Raw genomic sequence first — 15,775 nt, 5'->3', positions numbered from 1 at the left:
AAAAAAACTGCGGAAGTACATCCGAGCGCGGTGTTCGTCGACAAGACAGGGCCAAGTTGTGAGGAGCAGGCTGACGCGCTCTATCGGCTCGCGGACTGGGTGCTGTTCGATAGCGTGAACGCACGAGGCCGTTACCGCGCGGCTCGTGATCTGTTGCTGCGCATTCCGCCGCGCCTTGCAGACGGCACGACGGTCGCTCTCGCCGAAGGCGAGGAGACAGTGGCAGCTGCGAAGAGGATCGCCATGCTCCTGAACGAGTCGGTTCTGCCTATTCAGGGCCCTCCCGGTAGCGGAAAAACTCATGCCGGCGCACGCATGATCTGTGAACTCATACGGCAGGGCAAGAAAGTTGGCGTCACGGGCATGAGCCATAAAGTGATCCGCCATCTCTTGGACAAAGTCCTGGAGGCATCGCGCGAATGCGGTATCGAGGGACTTACCTGCATTCAGAAGGTCAAAGAGGAAGACGTGCCGGCCCTGCCGGTAGCCGGCATTACCTTTGCAACCGACAATGCCAGTCCGCTTGCAGCACTCAGAGCCGGGACCCAGCTCGTTGCAGGTACGTCCTGGCTGTGGTCACGTGCGGATTATTTTGAGGCGGTGGATGTGCTCTTCGTAGATGAGGCAGGACAGATGTCCTTAGCGAACGTGCTTGCTGTCGCGCAAGCAGCGAGGAACCTTGTGCTGCTCGGAGATCCCCAGCAGCTCGATCAGCCGCAAAAAGGCAGTCACCCCGATGGCGCGGAAGTATCGGCGCTGGAACACCTCCTGAGAGGGGCCAAGACCATCGCACCCGATAAAGGTCTGTTCCTGGAACGTACGTGGCGCCTACACCCTGACGTGTGCAACTTTACCTCCGAGGTGTTTTACGAGGGGCGCTTGTTTGCACGTGACGGGCTCGAACGTCAGGCCATCACGGGGCATCCATGGCTGAGCGATTCCAAACTCTGGTTCGTGGCGGTCGAGCACCACGGTAATCAGAATTCGGCAGCGGAAGAGGTTGAGCAGATCGCCGCGCTTGTCGATTCGCTCCTGCAGCCTGGTGTTATGTGGGAGGATGATCAGCGCCAAAGCCGCCCACTGAGGACCACCGACATCCTGATCGTCGCTCCGTACAACGCACAAGTCTCGGATCTGCTCACGCGGATGCCGCAGGCCCGGATTGGCACTGTCGATAAATTCCAGGGACAGGAAGCGCCGATCGTCATCTACTCCCTCACGACGTCTTCGCCCGAGGATGCTCCTCGCGGTATGGAATTTCTGTACAGTCTCAATCGCCTGAATGTCGCGACCTCGCGGGCAAGGGGTATGGTGATCCTAGTCGGCAGTCCGCTGCTCTTGCGGCCAGAGTGCCGCAGCCCGCGCCAGATGCAGCTTGCCAATGCGCTATGCCGCTATGTCGAATTGGCTCAAATTATGGGACTGGCCGAACAGCCGAGTGAGACGGATAGACAGGTAACTCATGGCTGAAAAGTATGACAATGTCTGCGTCCCCTCCCTGTCAGATCGACTCATCTTGCAGGCTTGAATGGTACCGTTGAACCATCTGAGTCGCGAGTACTTTGGCACCCGCAAGATCTAGCCGCGCGGACGTAAATGACTCGACACAGGTTGGCTTAGATAAAGCCCAATCCCACTTCTGCACTGCGGCCATTTCTGCTGCGATACCGAGATCACCCGGGGAAGGTACAGCTTCCTCCGCGATGGAGCTCAGTTCGGTCACTAAGCGGCTATCTTCCATGTCGGTAGATATAGCCAAGGCGACGCCCTCATTCGTGCATTCCAAGCCCCGTCGCGACAGCATCAATGCGAGCGTGCTATTTACCGCGTCACCCATCCATGTAAACAGCAAGGAGTTCTTACCATCCCGGAAGAACTGTCGATTCGACAGCCGAAGGTCTTCATACGTCCTTCGGGCCTCATAGAGCAATCCCTTGGCCGAAGCGTCGAGGTAGGGGAGCTCACTGGTTTCGCCAAGGACGACTTTCATCTCCTGCCGAATGGCGTCGTGCACATCCCCGCCGTTGGATTCAAATGCAGGCGGAGCGCCGCCACGGTCGGACGAAACATAGATCACTTTATGTTCCGTATCGACTTCGCGCACTTGCCAGCGTCTTCCCCCAAAGATCATCCGCTCCCCGACGGTGAGGGGGCGTGTCACGGGCAAGGAACCAAGGATGCGATCTCCAGCGACCAGCCGGAACTCGTCAGGTGACGAGAAGGCGCTGTAAAAGTCGTAGTGATTGATGAGCTTCTCCCCCAAAATGCCCGGAAGAAGCAGTCCCGTGTTTTCCTGCTGTAGCAGGTCGCGTTCCCCGAGACCTCGCAAGATATCGGTGAACATCTCCCGCGACATCCGGTCAAAGGTTCCACTCTGAACAAGGACCTTCCAGAGTTCCGCAGCTGTGGCGCCCCCACGCTCTGCAATCACGGACAGTGCCTGTTGCACGAATGTCGAAGCGTAAATCGCCGTCAACCTTGGTGGTTCGACCCAAGGGCGCATCAGCAGCCGCACCATCGCTACGGTCTGCACTAAGCCCTCGCGGATACGATCCGAAAGAGGAGAGTCGGGAGTAAGTGGCTTCTCGATACAGAAGCACCGCAGGATGGCTGGCTCACCCGCCCGTCTTCCTGACCTGCCAAGTCGTTGACGAAGACTCGCAACGGACGGAGGCGGCCCGATCTGGGCGATGCTCTTGATATTCCCGATATCGATGCCGAGCTCAAGCGTGGTGGTGCAGATCGCAGATGCCGAGGCGGTACCGCCTTTGAGCGCGGTCTCCGACTCCTCGCGCAGTTCGCGCGACAAGCTGCCATGGTGCGTCCAAAATTCATTCCGCACGCCTTCTCGTTCGGAACGATGACGGAGTCGATCCGCGTACTTCTCGACCTTCGCTCGGCTATTGGGAAAAATCAGGTGATTCGATCCGCGAAGGTGCGTGTACAGGTAGTCGGCGATCGCCAGCTCCGCGGTGCTTGTCATCTGCTTCTCTGGCTGCTCATTTGTGCCCGTTGTTGGCTCCTCCGACCAGGATTGTTCCTCGACAACTTGCCCGTCGACGTAGCCTTTGACGGCAAGCTTCATCTCGTAGCCTTCACCACCGGCATCGACAGTAAAGACGTTGTTGCTAAGCCCCGGTCGCAGAAAGGCCGCCGCAAGGGCTTTATCGCCCAGGGTCGCCGACAATCCGGCACGGGGTATGCGCCGGCCCGCAGCCACTTCCAGGCGATGCATGAGGGACTGTACCTGCTTGCCGCGCTCCGCTTCCAAGAACGAGTGCAACTCGTCGACCACGATATGGACGATCGCGCCTGCGAAGGCCGGCATCATCGTGCCCTTGTTCACGAAGAGGGACTCAAGCGACTCAGGAGTGATGATGAGCACCCCCCGTGGATTCTTCAGGAACTTCTGCTTTCGCGACTGCGAGACATCGCCGTGCCAACCCAGCACTGGAAGGTCGAGCGTCTCGCAAAGGTCTGTCAGTCGGTCCGCCTGATCGTTGATTAGAGCCTTGAGCGGACTGATGGACAGCACAAAGCCTGACGTCTCGCCGCCGTTGAGGAGCCGCGTAAGGATGGGAAAGAAGGCGGCCTCAGTCTTGCCCGCGGACGTGGCCGCTGCAAGGATGACATCCTGCTCACCCTTGAGCAGTGGTGGTGTCGCGAGCTCTTGGACGGCACGGAGGCTCTTCCACCCGCGTTGCCAGATCCAGTGCTGGATACGGGAATCGAGAAGATGAAAAGAGACTGTCTTAGAGCTTGAAGCTGACGAGATCATCCTCGGGCTCCAGGGCGTTGTCTTCATCGCCACCACGATCGGCTTGCACGGTGATCCCGCCGAGCAGGCTCTGCCACTCCGCTCCCGGATTGCTTTCAAGGACACTGAGCAGATCGATGAACGAGGTGATGGTCGTGCGTGGCGTGCGGAAGTACTCCGCACCAAGCCTCTGGCTCACGTATTGCATGAACGCCGGGATACCTTCTTCGGGAAGCGTGTACCTTAGCGGATCGCCGAAGGCGAAGACATCCCGCAGCTTGTGCAGCAGCACGTAAAAATCTTCTTGGGTTAGTGCGGTCAACCGAACCACTGGCCCCGAGAGGTCAGTCAGACTGCCTTGCGCAAACGTGTTCTGCGATAACCGTGACTGAAGGGCCGTGTAGCTGTAGAGTCCACGCCTCGTGTCAAAGAGGAACTCAGGAGTACCTCCCAGAACAAATCCCAAGCCTTCGGCAGATCCTTGCAACGAGTCGTTGAGGATTCGGAGGATCTGCTCGTAGTTCGATGTGCGAGCCTGCGTGTTGGCCAGCTTGTACAGGTTGACCATTTCGTCGAGGCAGACCAACAAACCGCCGTAGCCGGACAGCCGCACGAAACGAGCCAGTAGTTTCAATTGGTCGTACACCGTCGAGTCATCCACGATGGAACGCACGCCCAGCGCAGCGCGCGCGTCTGTGCGGGTCGTGAACTCTCCGCGTAGCCACCGCACGGCATCTGCCCGCAGCTGCTCGTTGCTTTCTTCGTGGCCGCGCCAATAGGCAAGTACTATTTCGGCGAAGTCATATCCATTGACCATCTCGGTCAGGGGCTGTACCTGTTGGCGGACAACTCGTTCGACGCTTGCGCCCGATTGTTCCGCGATAGTTCGTGCACTTCCGATGAACTTCTCAAGGATCCCGGCGAGAGCGCCACCTTCTGGCTTGGTGCGTGTCGCCATGTTGCGGGTGAGTTCCGCATAAAGCGATCTCGCTTGCCCACCAGACGCGTGCAAGCGCCGATCGGGATTGAGGTCGGTATGCATGGTGACAAGCTTCTTCTCAAGGGCAATGGAACGTACCAGATTCACGAAAAACGTCTTGCCGGCCCCGTACTCGCCGATGACGAGCCGGAATGTCGAGCCACCGTCCGCAATACGATCGATATCTTCCATGAGCGCCCGGATCTCCTGGACGCGCCCGACCTGGATCAGATGCTGTCCCTGGCGAGGCACCACTCCGGCACGAAGCGATTGCAGAACTGAGTCGCGGTCACGAGGACGTACCGGTGGCATAGTCAGGTGTTCTCCAGGAGCGTGGTTTGTACATAGATTGGATCATGCCCGTCAAGCAAGGCTTCGCCCAGGACATCAACGGAGGCATCATTGATGACCTCCAGCGTTCCGTCGAGCATGATCGTTCGCTCGGCAGCCGCTGCAGCGAGCTCCTGCCTAGTCCACGCGGATTTGGTTAGAAGCAACGCAAGGAACTCGGTTTCGGCTGCGCCGAGTTCAGGCCAAGTCACTGGCGCAGCCGCCTCATTAGGCTTCGTTACAGCTTCCATCAAATCTGCTTCGGGAATCATCGCAATCGAAGTAACGGGTTCCTCATCCTGAAAGACTTCAGCCAGAAGCTGCGATACTTGCGCGCTCTCAGCCTTCAGGCGCTCAATGCGTCCCAGGTCCAATGTAAAACCGTTGGGGGACGGATCACGGCGTGGCGACATACCGGTGCCGACCGATTCCCGCGCCACCGTACTATTCCCCTTGTGGAGCGCGGTGTAGAGCTGTCCCTGATCGACCCCCAGCATGGTGTAGACCTGCTCCAGGAACTTGACTTCAGCAGCACTCACGACGTCGTCCGAGGTCACCATCTGCGCAAGAATGCCAAGAAGTTCAGCCCTGTCGTTTTGCGGCATTGAGAGCATCCGGCTCTTGAGATTGGAAAGGCGAGCAGGTTGCTGCGTCTGGTGGCGATAGATAGCTTGTAACCGCGTTTGATGGTCACGGTGCAGGTGGGTCCAAGAAGAGATGATGTTCCCGGCGGTGGCCTCCTCGGTGTCGCTCGCGTGACCGTCGGCTGCGGCAACACATGCCATGAGAGAGACTGCAACAGATGCGTTGCGGTACGCAGCATCCGTGCTACGGGCCGGTTCTTCGTTAGCCGTGAGATGAAATAACGTGCAGAGTTCGCCCGCCTTCGGCCTGCGCGACCCCTCCAGAAGATCTGGCTCGATTCCCAAGCCCATCGTCTGCAAACCGCGCGCGATTTCCTGCAGCTGGTTCGAGGGGAACGGCTCCGCAGTGCCGAGTTGTTCAAGGAATAGACTCCACTCGGTCGACGCAAAGCCCGTGGCCAAGCTTCTTAGATGTTCCAGCTTTGCTCGCGCCGTCTCTGGCCAAGCTTCGCCGGGCAGGAGCAGACAAGCCTGGACTGTGTTCGCCTTGTGCGGCGACCGGCCGCAGAACCTGCTGTAGGCATCGATCTTGCCAGTCGCCTCATTGGCGAGAGCTGCCACCTCGCTCCGGATGTTTACCCATTCGCGGACATCCGGGAGTGCCTCGAAGGTCAGTTCGAGCTCCTTGCTTCGCAGGTGGTAGTTCGAGGGGTCGTATCGGAAGGTGAGCGTCTTGCCACGAGCGGGAAGCAATATGCCCTCGCCAAACTTTTGGACGTACATGGACAGGAAGAGCCTGTCGAACTGCTCGGGACAACGTGTCACCGGAGTCCGGGGATAGTAGTTCGGGTCCAATTTCAACCAGCGAAGAGCAAGTGCGGGAGGTACAGGCCTTTGATCTGCTGCGAGGCGCGCCAGATCATACACGAGTCTCCACGGCAATTCATGGGAGCGGTGCAGGGGGGCATCGAGGTCTACTGGGGCGTCAGAACGCAGCTCGCGAAGCTCAAAGAAAGAAAGAAGGCGATCCGAGTAGAACGACACGGGAATGTTGAACTCGGAGAACTCAGCGGTGATCCTTCGTACTTCCTCCAGCACGTCGTTTTGGTCGGATGACGAGACGTTTCCACCTTCGGCGATCTGGACCAAACGACGCTCAAGGCCATGGAAATAGAAGACCGCAAAATGAGGAAAGTCCTTCGAGCGAGCCCCATCCGCAAGCCAATGCAGATACTGGTAACGCTGCACCGGCGTAAGGCCCGCGTAGCCCTGCCAATGCATGTCCGCGCCGCTGGGCTGATCGTTTTCGGCCCGCACGTCCAGCGAAGGATAGATCACTCCCGGTGCAGGCTCGTAAGCCTCGTCGCTCACAAAGATCATGCCCCTGGAAATCGTTACACCCTGAACCACAACTGCATTATTCTTAGCGACCCAGCGCTCGGCCTTCCTGGAGCTGCCGCTCGCTCGCGTTGGTATCGCAAACGCTGAGACCGCCGTCTCCACGCCGATACGGAAGGGAGTGAGGCCGTGATCGCCCGAGGGCTTCTCCCCGCTGAACTTCGCCGGTGCGATGGAGTCAATGTATTTCTGGAGTTGCTCTCGTGCCTGTTGCTTCGAATCGTCGAGCGAGCCCGCGGAAGCATTTGTTATAACCACCGAGCTGGCTCCTTCTTGATTCAAATGATCTCCGGAATGCGTAAGCTCGATATCTTGCACGGTCGTTGTGTCGTCAAGATTCTTTCGGATGAGTTCCGGACCAACTTGCAAGCGGCTTTGGTGCCCCGGGCTCGACGCCGAAGTCTGCGGCGGCGGAGCGTTGGTCAGCGGGGCTTCTGGCCGTAATCTAACCGGTGGTGTTCGCCTCACGCGACCTTTGTTCCCTATGCTTCTTCCGAGCACAACGTCGAAATCATCCCAATGCGCGTTGTACACTTCGGTCAGAGCTGAGGTCTCGATGCGACTGGAGCGCACCGAACGACATTGGGAGAGCAATGCTCTCACCTGCTCGCACACGGTGTCGGCGTCATTTCCTTTCTCGTACGAGCGTGCAGTCTCCTGTGCTGCCTTGATCGCGGTACAGATTTCTTCGCTGTTACCGAAGCTCCAGATCCAACGAAATAAGCGTGTCTTTGTTCGCGCCTGTTCCCAAGTTTCGTTCGTGTCGCTCCGGAGCTTCTCGAATTCGGGCGGCATCTTCGCAAGTAGGTGGCCACACTCAAGTTCCCGGTAGATGGACAAGACCAGCCCCTGTTCCTTGTCCCTAAGAAACGGCGGCTCGGGGTCCGCGATGGGTTGGGCTCTCATCTCGGAGGAGATTCGTTGAACGATGCCCGGAATCGTTGCCGCAGACTTCGGTCCGATGCCGCGCAGGCCTTCCAGTCGACCTTGGCTCCAGCTCTGCAGATCCGCTATATTGCTAACGCCGACGTCACGAAGTGGTTGCAGCCGGAGGCCGGCAGCGTACTTCTTCAATTCCTCCACGGAGACGGCTTGCAAACGGATGAGCTGGATGTCGTCTCCGTGGGCTTCCGCAGCAGCGGTGACCTCGGACCGGCATCCTTCGCGGCAGGCGTCTATTCCCGCCTGGAGTCCTTCGACTGCGTCGGCCGCAGTCTTGACCAGCCGTGTCGCCTTCTTCGCGGGGGATACCGAGTAGAGCACCAAAATCAGAACCAGCACACCTGGTGCGAGTAGCCAAAGCATGAGTATTCCTGTGTAGGGGAGGTGAACCTAGTATGACGGTTCGGTTCGGATCATTTCCATATAGAGTAGTGTAAAAGCGGCCGGGCTTCGACACCGACACTACAACTGCTCACGCGCATCGGCTGGCTCAAGTGAAGCTCTGTCTAAGTGACTGTCCCGACATGACAATTGTCATCTTGACCGTTAGTGACTTCTGTCGAGAACTGATGAGGCTGCCCCCACCACGGTGATGTCCTCTGACGTTTGTTGAGCGTTCTTCTGCTTTGAGAGCGTCTTCATGATCGCAGCTCAGCGATTCCGTATTGCCCGGGCCGGACACCCTGGCATTCCCACGGGATGGCTACTTCGGCTTCCTCGCAGAAGCGGAGACCGCATTCCTCCCGCTGCCACCCGTAGCGGCATCGCGGCCCTGAGGAGATCGAAAAAGCTAAGGCCGATCCAAAGAGCCTCAAAGCCGAACCAGAACGGGCAGACTAAAAAGCGCAAAGAACCCAAGAACAAGGTCGCAGCTTAGATTCGGACCGGGAGTCTCGCACAGGGGCTTCCGTCTTCGCTACGCCCAGCGGAGCCGTCTCCTTTACGGTTGGTCATCACCCGTATCAAGTTTAATGAGCGAGTTTGCCTGTTGGCACCAGTCGAGTTTGGTCGCCACGTATCATGGAGTCATCATCTCGCAGGTTAGTTGTAGCACGTGAGGACTGCATGTTTTTGCGCGAAGAACAAGGGTTCTTGATCGAACAACTGAAGCGAAAGAGCACGCCAATCGCGGACATGTATTACGGCGGCCTACGCTCTTTTGCAGATGAAGAGAATCCCTATCGTTTCCATCTTGCAGCCCATGCGTTTCGCGAGCTGATTGCCCACTGCGCTCAGTTAACGGGCGAAACTGTCGTGTATGGAGACGGTATGAAATCACGCCTCAAGCCCGTCAAAGAAGCGTACCAGGAGTGGAAACGGACAAGCTTACTCGGAGCCGATCCAACGACAAACGTCGTCGGGTTGTCCGAAGATCTTTTGGTGGCGTTGGAGTCATTCTTCGATTGGCAAGAAAGCAACCGTCCGGAAGCCAGGAAAAAGACCGCAATGATGCTGACGCAACTTTCGGGGCCGGGTCCGGCGCTGCCGTCGGACGTTGTAGCGAACGAAATTTCAGGGTGGATGAAGGCCGATGAGTATTTCAAAGCCGTTGCCCACAACAAACACAAAGCAAAGCAGGACGAGTTCATCGGTAAGCTGTTTCTGATAGAGGACATCTTGCTGAGGCGTATGCAGCCTCCGCCGGTGAGCGATCTGGACGAAATCGACGCTCTGCTTCTCGAGGCTGACCATGCCAACTAAAGCGCAAGTGGATAAGGCCATCGAACTCATCCAAAGGGGTGGCGGCAATTACGAATATTTCTTCGGCCAACTCAGCAGCCCTAGTTGGATTGCTCCCCTTGCGGAGCGGGGACGGTTCAATCATCCGCCAGCGCTAGAGCGTGTGTCGGAAGAGACGTACCGTATCCCTCCTTGGCCGGAGGGACAGTACCTCTTGCGTATGGCTGGCGCTGCACCTGAAGAAGTCGCAAATGCGATTGGAGCGGACTGCTACAACTCGGACAATCCGATCGTTCATACTCTACTGCTAGAGATAGCCACCGTTCTACCTGGTCAAGCCGCGAAAGCAATTGCAGCGCGTGAAGTCGAATGGCTTGCAAAGCAGCGGTCAACTTTCACGTTGTATCCGCAGAAAGCTGCGGCTCTTGTCCTCCACCTCGTTGAGCAAGGAGAGACGGACAGTGCCTTGCGCCTAAGTCGAGTGCTGTTTCAAGTGTGGGCTCCGAAACTCAAGGATGGAGGGAAACCGATCGAACTTGAAGATGGGACCACGTACACATACCGCCCTTCTCCCGAGCCTGCGGGGCGAATGGAACCAGTGTGGTCTGAGGTGTTCCGCCATAAGGTCATTCCCACGCTGGCGTTAGCCGCGTCCCAATTTCTGCTGAAAGACCTCGCTTCCAACCTTAATGAAGCGGTGTCGATTCATAACAGCAATCATGAGGACAAGTCCGATGACTACTCCACGATATGGAGGCAGTCCATTGAGCATGGCTCTCATTACGGCACATTAGATGAAGCTGTGAGCGCAATGACCGACGTGATCAAGGTCGTGGTTTCTGAAGCCCCGGGAACGGAGGCACTGATTCTTGCTGAGTTGGGTCGATACGACTGGCCAATCTTCGACCGTTTGAGTGCATTCACGTTGAAGATTGCTCGGAACATCGATCAGAAACTCCTCGGGACATACGTTACCGATGCGAGCAAGTTCAAGCGTCGTTCGAGCAACCCGGAGTTCGTGGAATTGCTCACCGCCAAGGCCAACGAATTGGCTCCCGAAGTGCTGAAAGCAATCTTGAGCCGAATCGATGAAGGCCCCGATCCAGCTTCTTATGAATACCACTTGACGCATCGTGTTGCTCCGGAAGATCGACAATCTGTTGCGGCTACTATCGTGGATCAGTGGAGGCTGGATTGGCTTCACCCACTCGGGGCAGTGCTGGACGAGGAGCATAAGGCTCAACTCGATAAGCTGCTGGCAAAATACAATCCACCCGCAGAGCGTCCCTTCCACACCTCTGGAGCTTTTGCCGTACAGGAGCACAGCCCTTTGGATCTTGATGGATTCAAGGCAATGGAGGTCGGTGATCTCGTCGAGTACCTACGGATCTGGATGCCACCGAGTACCGGCATCCCATTTGATCGTCCATCGCGCTCGGGACTGGGCGGGACTCTCGCCCAATGGGTTACGGACAACCCACAACGAGCGTCGGAGGTGATCGATCAATTCCTGACGACGGAACTCGACCCCATTTATCTGACCTCAATGCTTGATGCGTTCCAGTCTCTTCTTCGCGACAAGATCGATTTCGATGAGTATGCGGTGGCACGAGCCTCGAAGTGGGTTGCAGAATCTACCGACGCCATCACAACCGCCGGAGAGGATGGTGGTTGGCATCGACCCACATGGAACTGGGCTCATATGTCTGCTGCCCGATACATGACAGAGCTAATGCTCAAGACTGAGCGGCTCGACCTCAAGCGTGCAGACGAACTGTTCCCGGTAGTTCGCGCGATGTGCTATTTGCCGCACCCAACTGAGGAAGAAGAGGCCCCCTACAAGAAAGAATCCAGCCGGTATGCCTCGTTTGCTCTAAACACGCCACGGCCAGTTGGCGTGGAAGCGATGATTCGTTATGGGCGATGGCTGAAGCTCTGCACGCCAGAAGCAGAGTTCACGCGAGAGCGACTCGGCCCAACACTTGCCGTATTGGAACAGAAGCTGAATTCCGTCGAAGAGCCATCGGTGGCGGTACGTGAAATGTTCGGCATGCAATTCCGAACTCTTGCATGGCTCGATCACGAGTGGTTCACCTCGGTTGTTCCTAAGCTGTTTCCTGGCAAGACCGGAAAGTTGCCAGTGGAGAAGACGCAGGATCGGTTTGCCTGGAGTGCGTACCTCCGATATGGTGGCCTTGCACTTTCTATGCTGCCCGCCATGCGGAATCGTTATGCGGCTGCAATCAAGTCATTGTCGAAGAGTTCGACAGAGATTGACGAGGTGGAGCGGACACTCGCGAGCCATTTAGTGCAGTATTACGCTCACTGCGAAATCGAGCTGGATGATCCATTGTTGACGCAATTCTTCGCTCTCGCGAGTCCTGCATTGCGCGCGCAGGCCCTTGGCGATATCGGGTGGAGTATTGGCAAAGATGACACTCCCCTCAGCGAACCGATAAAGGATCGGTTAATAGCTCTTTTGGACAGCCGAATTTTCCTGCTTAAGAACGATTCCCGCGACGAGGCAAAGGAGCTTGAAACTTTCGGGTGGTGGCTGGACAGCGGGAAATTTCCAGAAGAGTGGGCAGTTGGTCAAGCAATGCAGATCCTAGAGGTGCAGCGCACGCTGCGGCCTGACTTCGCAGTCGTCAAAACTTTCTCCGAACTGGCGAAGAAATATCCCTACCAGGCTGTTCGCGTCGCCAATGTACTTCTTAAAGAAGACCGGGACGGCTGGTCGATCCACGGCTGGAGTCAGCATTTGGACAGCATCTTGGAGACTGCGTTAAACAATGGTGACAACGCAAGAGCGGAGGCAACAGCAATGATCAATCTTCTAGCGGCGCGCGGGTTCCGAGGATATCGACGGCTGTTGACGCCGGACGGGGTATAGTCACCCATCCACCAACGTACAATCAACGCGTCGTCTTTCGTCGTGCAATCAGCGATCGCTAATCGATGCAGAGCGTGACCTTAGCCCCTCACTTGGTAACAAATCGCCGAAGCACTCATCGACACGACCGGCTTCGAAAAGTCGCTCGAGGACTTGGCCAGCCCGTCAAACCAACCTGAGAGCCGCAAGTTCCAGGAAGTCCTCATTCAGAATCCGAGTGCCCGACTGAAGCCCGGACTGGGCTGCCGCTGAGTTGGGTGAGTTCGCTCCATTCCTGACTGGTTGTGGACGCGCGTGAGTTCATCGCTGTTCCTAGTCTGGGCTGGGGGCCAGAACTCGACGGCGGAAGTTTTGCTGTTGTCCTGGCTGAGACATGCAGCAAGCCGGTCAGCGTGGTTCGTGAAGATGTGCACTTCGTGAACCGCGCGGGACACGGCGACGTAAGCCAAGCGTTGATTCACAAGTTCGTGCGGACCGTCCACGTCGATGTTGATTAGGGTGCGACCGGACGTGAGCCCCTGCGCGCTGTGAGAGGTTAGGACGTAGCCGTGGTCGATGGACCGGAAGTCTCTTGGATTGAAGCTCACGGTAAGACCGCCCTTGCCGTCCATCCGTACCGTCATGCTCGCCTCACGTAACTCGGTGATCGTGCCCAGCTCCCGGCGCACGACACCGAGGTCCTTCGAGGGCGCGGTGAATTGCAGCCGGTCGCCTATCGAGAACTCCCGTTCGGTGGTCTCGAAGACATTCACTCCACGTAAGCGCTGAGGGTTGTAGGTCACAGCCTGACCATCACCGTGCTCGACAGTCAACGTGTTCTCTTTGGGGTTGGTCGAAAGGATCTTGGCTGAGCTGCCGCGCTCAATCCCGAGCTCCTTGCTGCCGGTCGTGTACTGGATGACATTTCCGGGCTGGTAGCGCACCGCCCAGGCTCGATCGGCCCCGGTGATATCGGAACGGGGGCTGAGCGTTTCGAACCTCTGACTTTCAGTCGCGATGAGGCCTTTGGAGCGCAGCTCCGAACGGACGGCCTGATTAATCTCCTGACGGCTGCGGTTGTCAGGAGAGATGATGATTGTGTCTCCGGCCTTCGCTGCGTATGCCTTAGCAATCGCTGTGTACCGCTGCTGCGGATTCGCTACTTCGGTCACGCGCCCCTGCTGGGATAGCAGCCTCACACCAGCACCGGCGTCTCCCTTGGCCAGTAGTTCTACGGCTTTGCGCAGTTCTGGGTTCTGTTGACGGATGATCTGGTCCAACTGCGCGGTGCGCAGGCCACCATCCTGGAGTTGCTGAAAGGGCTTGCCTGCTTCGACGCCCTGATGCTGGCCAGTGTCGCCTATGAGCAGCACGCGGTCCTGCGGCTGAATCTTGTCGAGAAACGCCTTCATCTGTTGGGTGCTAGCAAGGCTGGATTCGTCGAGTATGTACAGGTGTCGACGGCTGGGATCGTTGGAAAACTGGCGTTGTGCCCCACGCGCTACAAAGCTCTGGAGTGTGGTCGCGCTCACGCCCGCGTCCCGTAGCTGCGCTGCGGCGCGAGCGGTCGGAGCAAAGCCCTCGACCGCGTAGCCATTCCGCTCCGCCGCTTCCCGGATCGCCGCAACCGCCGTTGTTTTGCCGGTACCGGCAAGCCCCTGAATGCCCTGCACCTTGTCGCGGTTGGTGAGGACAGCCTCAATCACGGCGCGCTGCGCCTCGGTCAGGTGCGGGCAAGCGGCAGTCTGCTCCTTCGCCCTTTCGCTTGAAGTAACCGGCTCGAAGCTGTCACGGCCTTTGAGCATGTGAGCAACGTTGGCGCGCTCTTGGGCGATTGTTTCAGGCGTGGTGAAGCTACGTCCCGTGGCATGTTTGGAGCCGCGGATCTCGCGGAAATGTCCCTGCTCGGCGCGCCGCTTGAACTCGGACCTCACCTGACCGTAGCTGGCCTCGCCCATACCCCGTCGCAGCGCGTCACGCATGAGTTTTCGCTCATCGACCACGGCCTCGCGCTCGTAGTTGCTGGCGCGAGCGTAGCTGACCGCCTGTCGTGCGGCTGCAATCCCATCCGGCTCGTGAGCTTGGATACGAGCTCGTCCGCGAGCTTCCGCCACGACGCGCCCCGCTTGGTTCCCATGCTCGGCGGCCAGCGCTCTGTGCGAAGCGAGCACCTCCGCCGGCGTAAGAATCTGCTTGCCGTCTCGAGTAGCATGCGCCGCGATCTGCGCAGACGCCGCGCCGGTACGACCGGACATTTCGAGATGCGTCTTGATCTGCTGCGAGCGAGGACTGGATGCGTCCAGGTACTCCCGCGAGTAGCCTTTGATCTCTGGCGCACCACTTTTGCCGGCTTCGATCTCGTAGCCAAGCCTGCGCAATTGCACGGTTAGCTCAGCTTGGTAGACGGCCGTAGCGAAGCTCTGGCTCTGGAAGTAGCCTTGCGGCTGAATCGCACGGGCTTTGCCGTTGTCGCGTTCCGTCAGATTGAAGATCACTGCATGCGTGTGAAGTTGTGGCGCGGCATAGCCGTCCACGGGACGGGCGGTATCGTGCTCGAACTTGGCAGCGAGAAACTTGCCGGTAGTCTCCGCCGCGTGATTTCCGCCGATGCGAGCTTGCGTGTATCGCTCGAGCTCGGCAAGTGCCGTGATGACCGCGAACCGGTGCGCTTCGCGCACGCGATCATCGCCACCCACAAGTGCCGTCAAGGAGACCGACTTGGGCGCGGAGAAGGTCGCGTCCCAACCGGCGCGATGCTCGACGGATCGAGCTGTGTCACCATCCGAGGTCGCGTACTCCATAGCGACACGATGCTTCACGAGCTGCGCACCGGTCTGCGGGTGCTGACCTTCCGCCAGCCGTGCGAACTGCTCGGCGGTAACGGCGCCTTCCAACCCGAAGCGCTCCGCAAGCTGGCCCTGCCACTCGCCTATGGCAACGCAACCCTTTTGGTAATAGCTCTGCGTTGCTGCCGTGAACTCGAGTGCGTGATAGCTCCTCGCTTGGCTCGCGTTCAAAGGCTTCGAGATGGTCAGCATGGACGAACCTCAAAGTTGCTGGCTGTGAGCCGCAGGTCCTGTCGTATCGCCTACGCGCTCGCGCGAAACTGCGGGACGGCCGGTCTTGTTGGGCCTCATCGCAAGCGCGTTCAAGCTCTCGGTTGTTATGTCGCGATCGTCTTCGGCTTGTAGGGATTCGCACCAGAGATCACCCTCCGGGATCGCGCGCATCTC

General features: G+C 58.1%; 8 protein-coding genes. 3 read left to right on the top strand and 5 right to left on the bottom strand.

The genetic code is table 11. The features are described from left to right. Nucleotides 1–1,470 (top strand): DEAD/DEAH box helicase (locus AC5IJH_RS17475; RefSeq protein ID WP_491904110.1); only part of this gene is annotated, 1,470 nt, incomplete at its 5' end. 31 nt (nt 1,471–1,501) lie between these two features. Here AC5IJH_RS17475 and AC5IJH_RS17470 read toward each other — a convergent pair. The 3 genes from AC5IJH_RS17470 to AC5IJH_RS17460 are packed head-to-tail and all read right to left on the bottom strand — an operon-like array spanning nt 1,502 to nt 8,353. After that, complete coding sequence (locus AC5IJH_RS17470) at nt 1,502–3,778, bottom strand: DEAD/DEAH box helicase (protein ID WP_491904109.1); 2,277 nt, start codon at nt 3,776–3,778, stop codon at nt 1,502–1,504. Further along, a complete protein-coding gene (locus AC5IJH_RS17465; RefSeq protein WP_491904108.1) occupies nt 3,753–5,048 on the bottom strand; it encodes an ATP-binding protein in 1,296 nt (431 codons plus the stop codon). Before AC5IJH_RS17465 ends, AC5IJH_RS17470 begins: the two co-directional genes overlap by 26 nt. 2 nt (nt 5,049–5,050) lie before the next feature. Continuing rightward, a complete protein-coding gene (locus tag AC5IJH_RS17460) occupies nt 5,051–8,353 on the bottom strand; it encodes a tellurite resistance TerB family protein (RefSeq protein WP_491904107.1) in 3,303 nt (1,100 codons plus the stop codon). A 702-nt stretch (nt 8,354–9,055) separates the two neighbouring features. On the opposite strand from AC5IJH_RS17460, the gene AC5IJH_RS17455 reads away from it, so the two are divergent. Next, on the top strand, nt 9,056–9,691 hold the full coding sequence (locus AC5IJH_RS17455) for a hypothetical protein (RefSeq protein WP_491904106.1): 636 nt from the start codon (nt 9,056–9,058) through the stop codon (nt 9,689–9,691). Further along, nucleotides 9,681–12,563, top strand: a complete 2,883-nt coding sequence (locus tag AC5IJH_RS17450; RefSeq protein WP_491904105.1) for a hypothetical protein — start codon at nt 9,681–9,683, stop codon at nt 12,561–12,563. The genes AC5IJH_RS17455 and AC5IJH_RS17450 overlap by 11 nt, the downstream gene beginning before the upstream one ends. Nucleotides 12,564–12,769: 206 nt before the next feature. Here AC5IJH_RS17450 and mobF read toward each other — a convergent pair whose 3' ends face one another. Beyond that, a complete protein-coding gene (mobF, locus tag AC5IJH_RS17445) occupies nt 12,770–15,580 on the bottom strand; it encodes a MobF family relaxase (protein WP_491904104.1) in 2,811 nt (936 codons plus the stop codon). A gap of 9 nt (nt 15,581–15,589) precedes the next feature. Continuing rightward, the coding region (locus AC5IJH_RS17440) for a hypothetical protein (protein WP_491904103.1) at nt 15,590–15,775 on the bottom strand (186 nt) is incomplete at its 5' end.

The sequence above is a fragment of the Candidatus Dedyshia acidiphila genome (assembly GCF_051025295.1).
In the GTDB taxonomy this organism is placed as follows: Bacteria; Acidobacteriota; Terriglobia; order Terriglobales; family Acidobacteriaceae; genus KBS-83.
This window is presented reverse-complemented; position numbering and strand designations above follow the sequence as displayed.

What these genes read in the sequence shown, in the direction of transcription:
- AC5IJH_RS17455 (WP_491904106.1), top strand. Translation starts at nt 9,056, where the DNA reads ATGTTTTTGCGCGAAGAACAAGGGTTCTTGATCGAACAACTGAAGCGA.
- AC5IJH_RS17465 (WP_491904108.1), bottom strand. Translation starts at nt 5,048, where the DNA reads ATGCCACCGGTACGTCCTCGTGACCGCGACTCAGTTCTGCAATCGCTT.
- mobF (WP_491904104.1), bottom strand. Translation starts at nt 15,580, where the DNA reads ATGCTGACCATCTCGAAGCCTTTGAACGCGAGCCAAGCGAGGAGCTAT.
- AC5IJH_RS17460 (WP_491904107.1), bottom strand. Translation starts at nt 8,353, where the DNA reads ATGCTTTGGCTACTCGCACCAGGTGTGCTGGTTCTGATTTTGGTGCTC.
- AC5IJH_RS17450 (WP_491904105.1), top strand. Translation starts at nt 9,681, where the DNA reads ATGCCAACTAAAGCGCAAGTGGATAAGGCCATCGAACTCATCCAAAGG.
- AC5IJH_RS17470 (WP_491904109.1), bottom strand. Translation starts at nt 3,778, where the DNA reads ATGATCTCGTCAGCTTCAAGCTCTAAGACAGTCTCTTTTCATCTTCTC.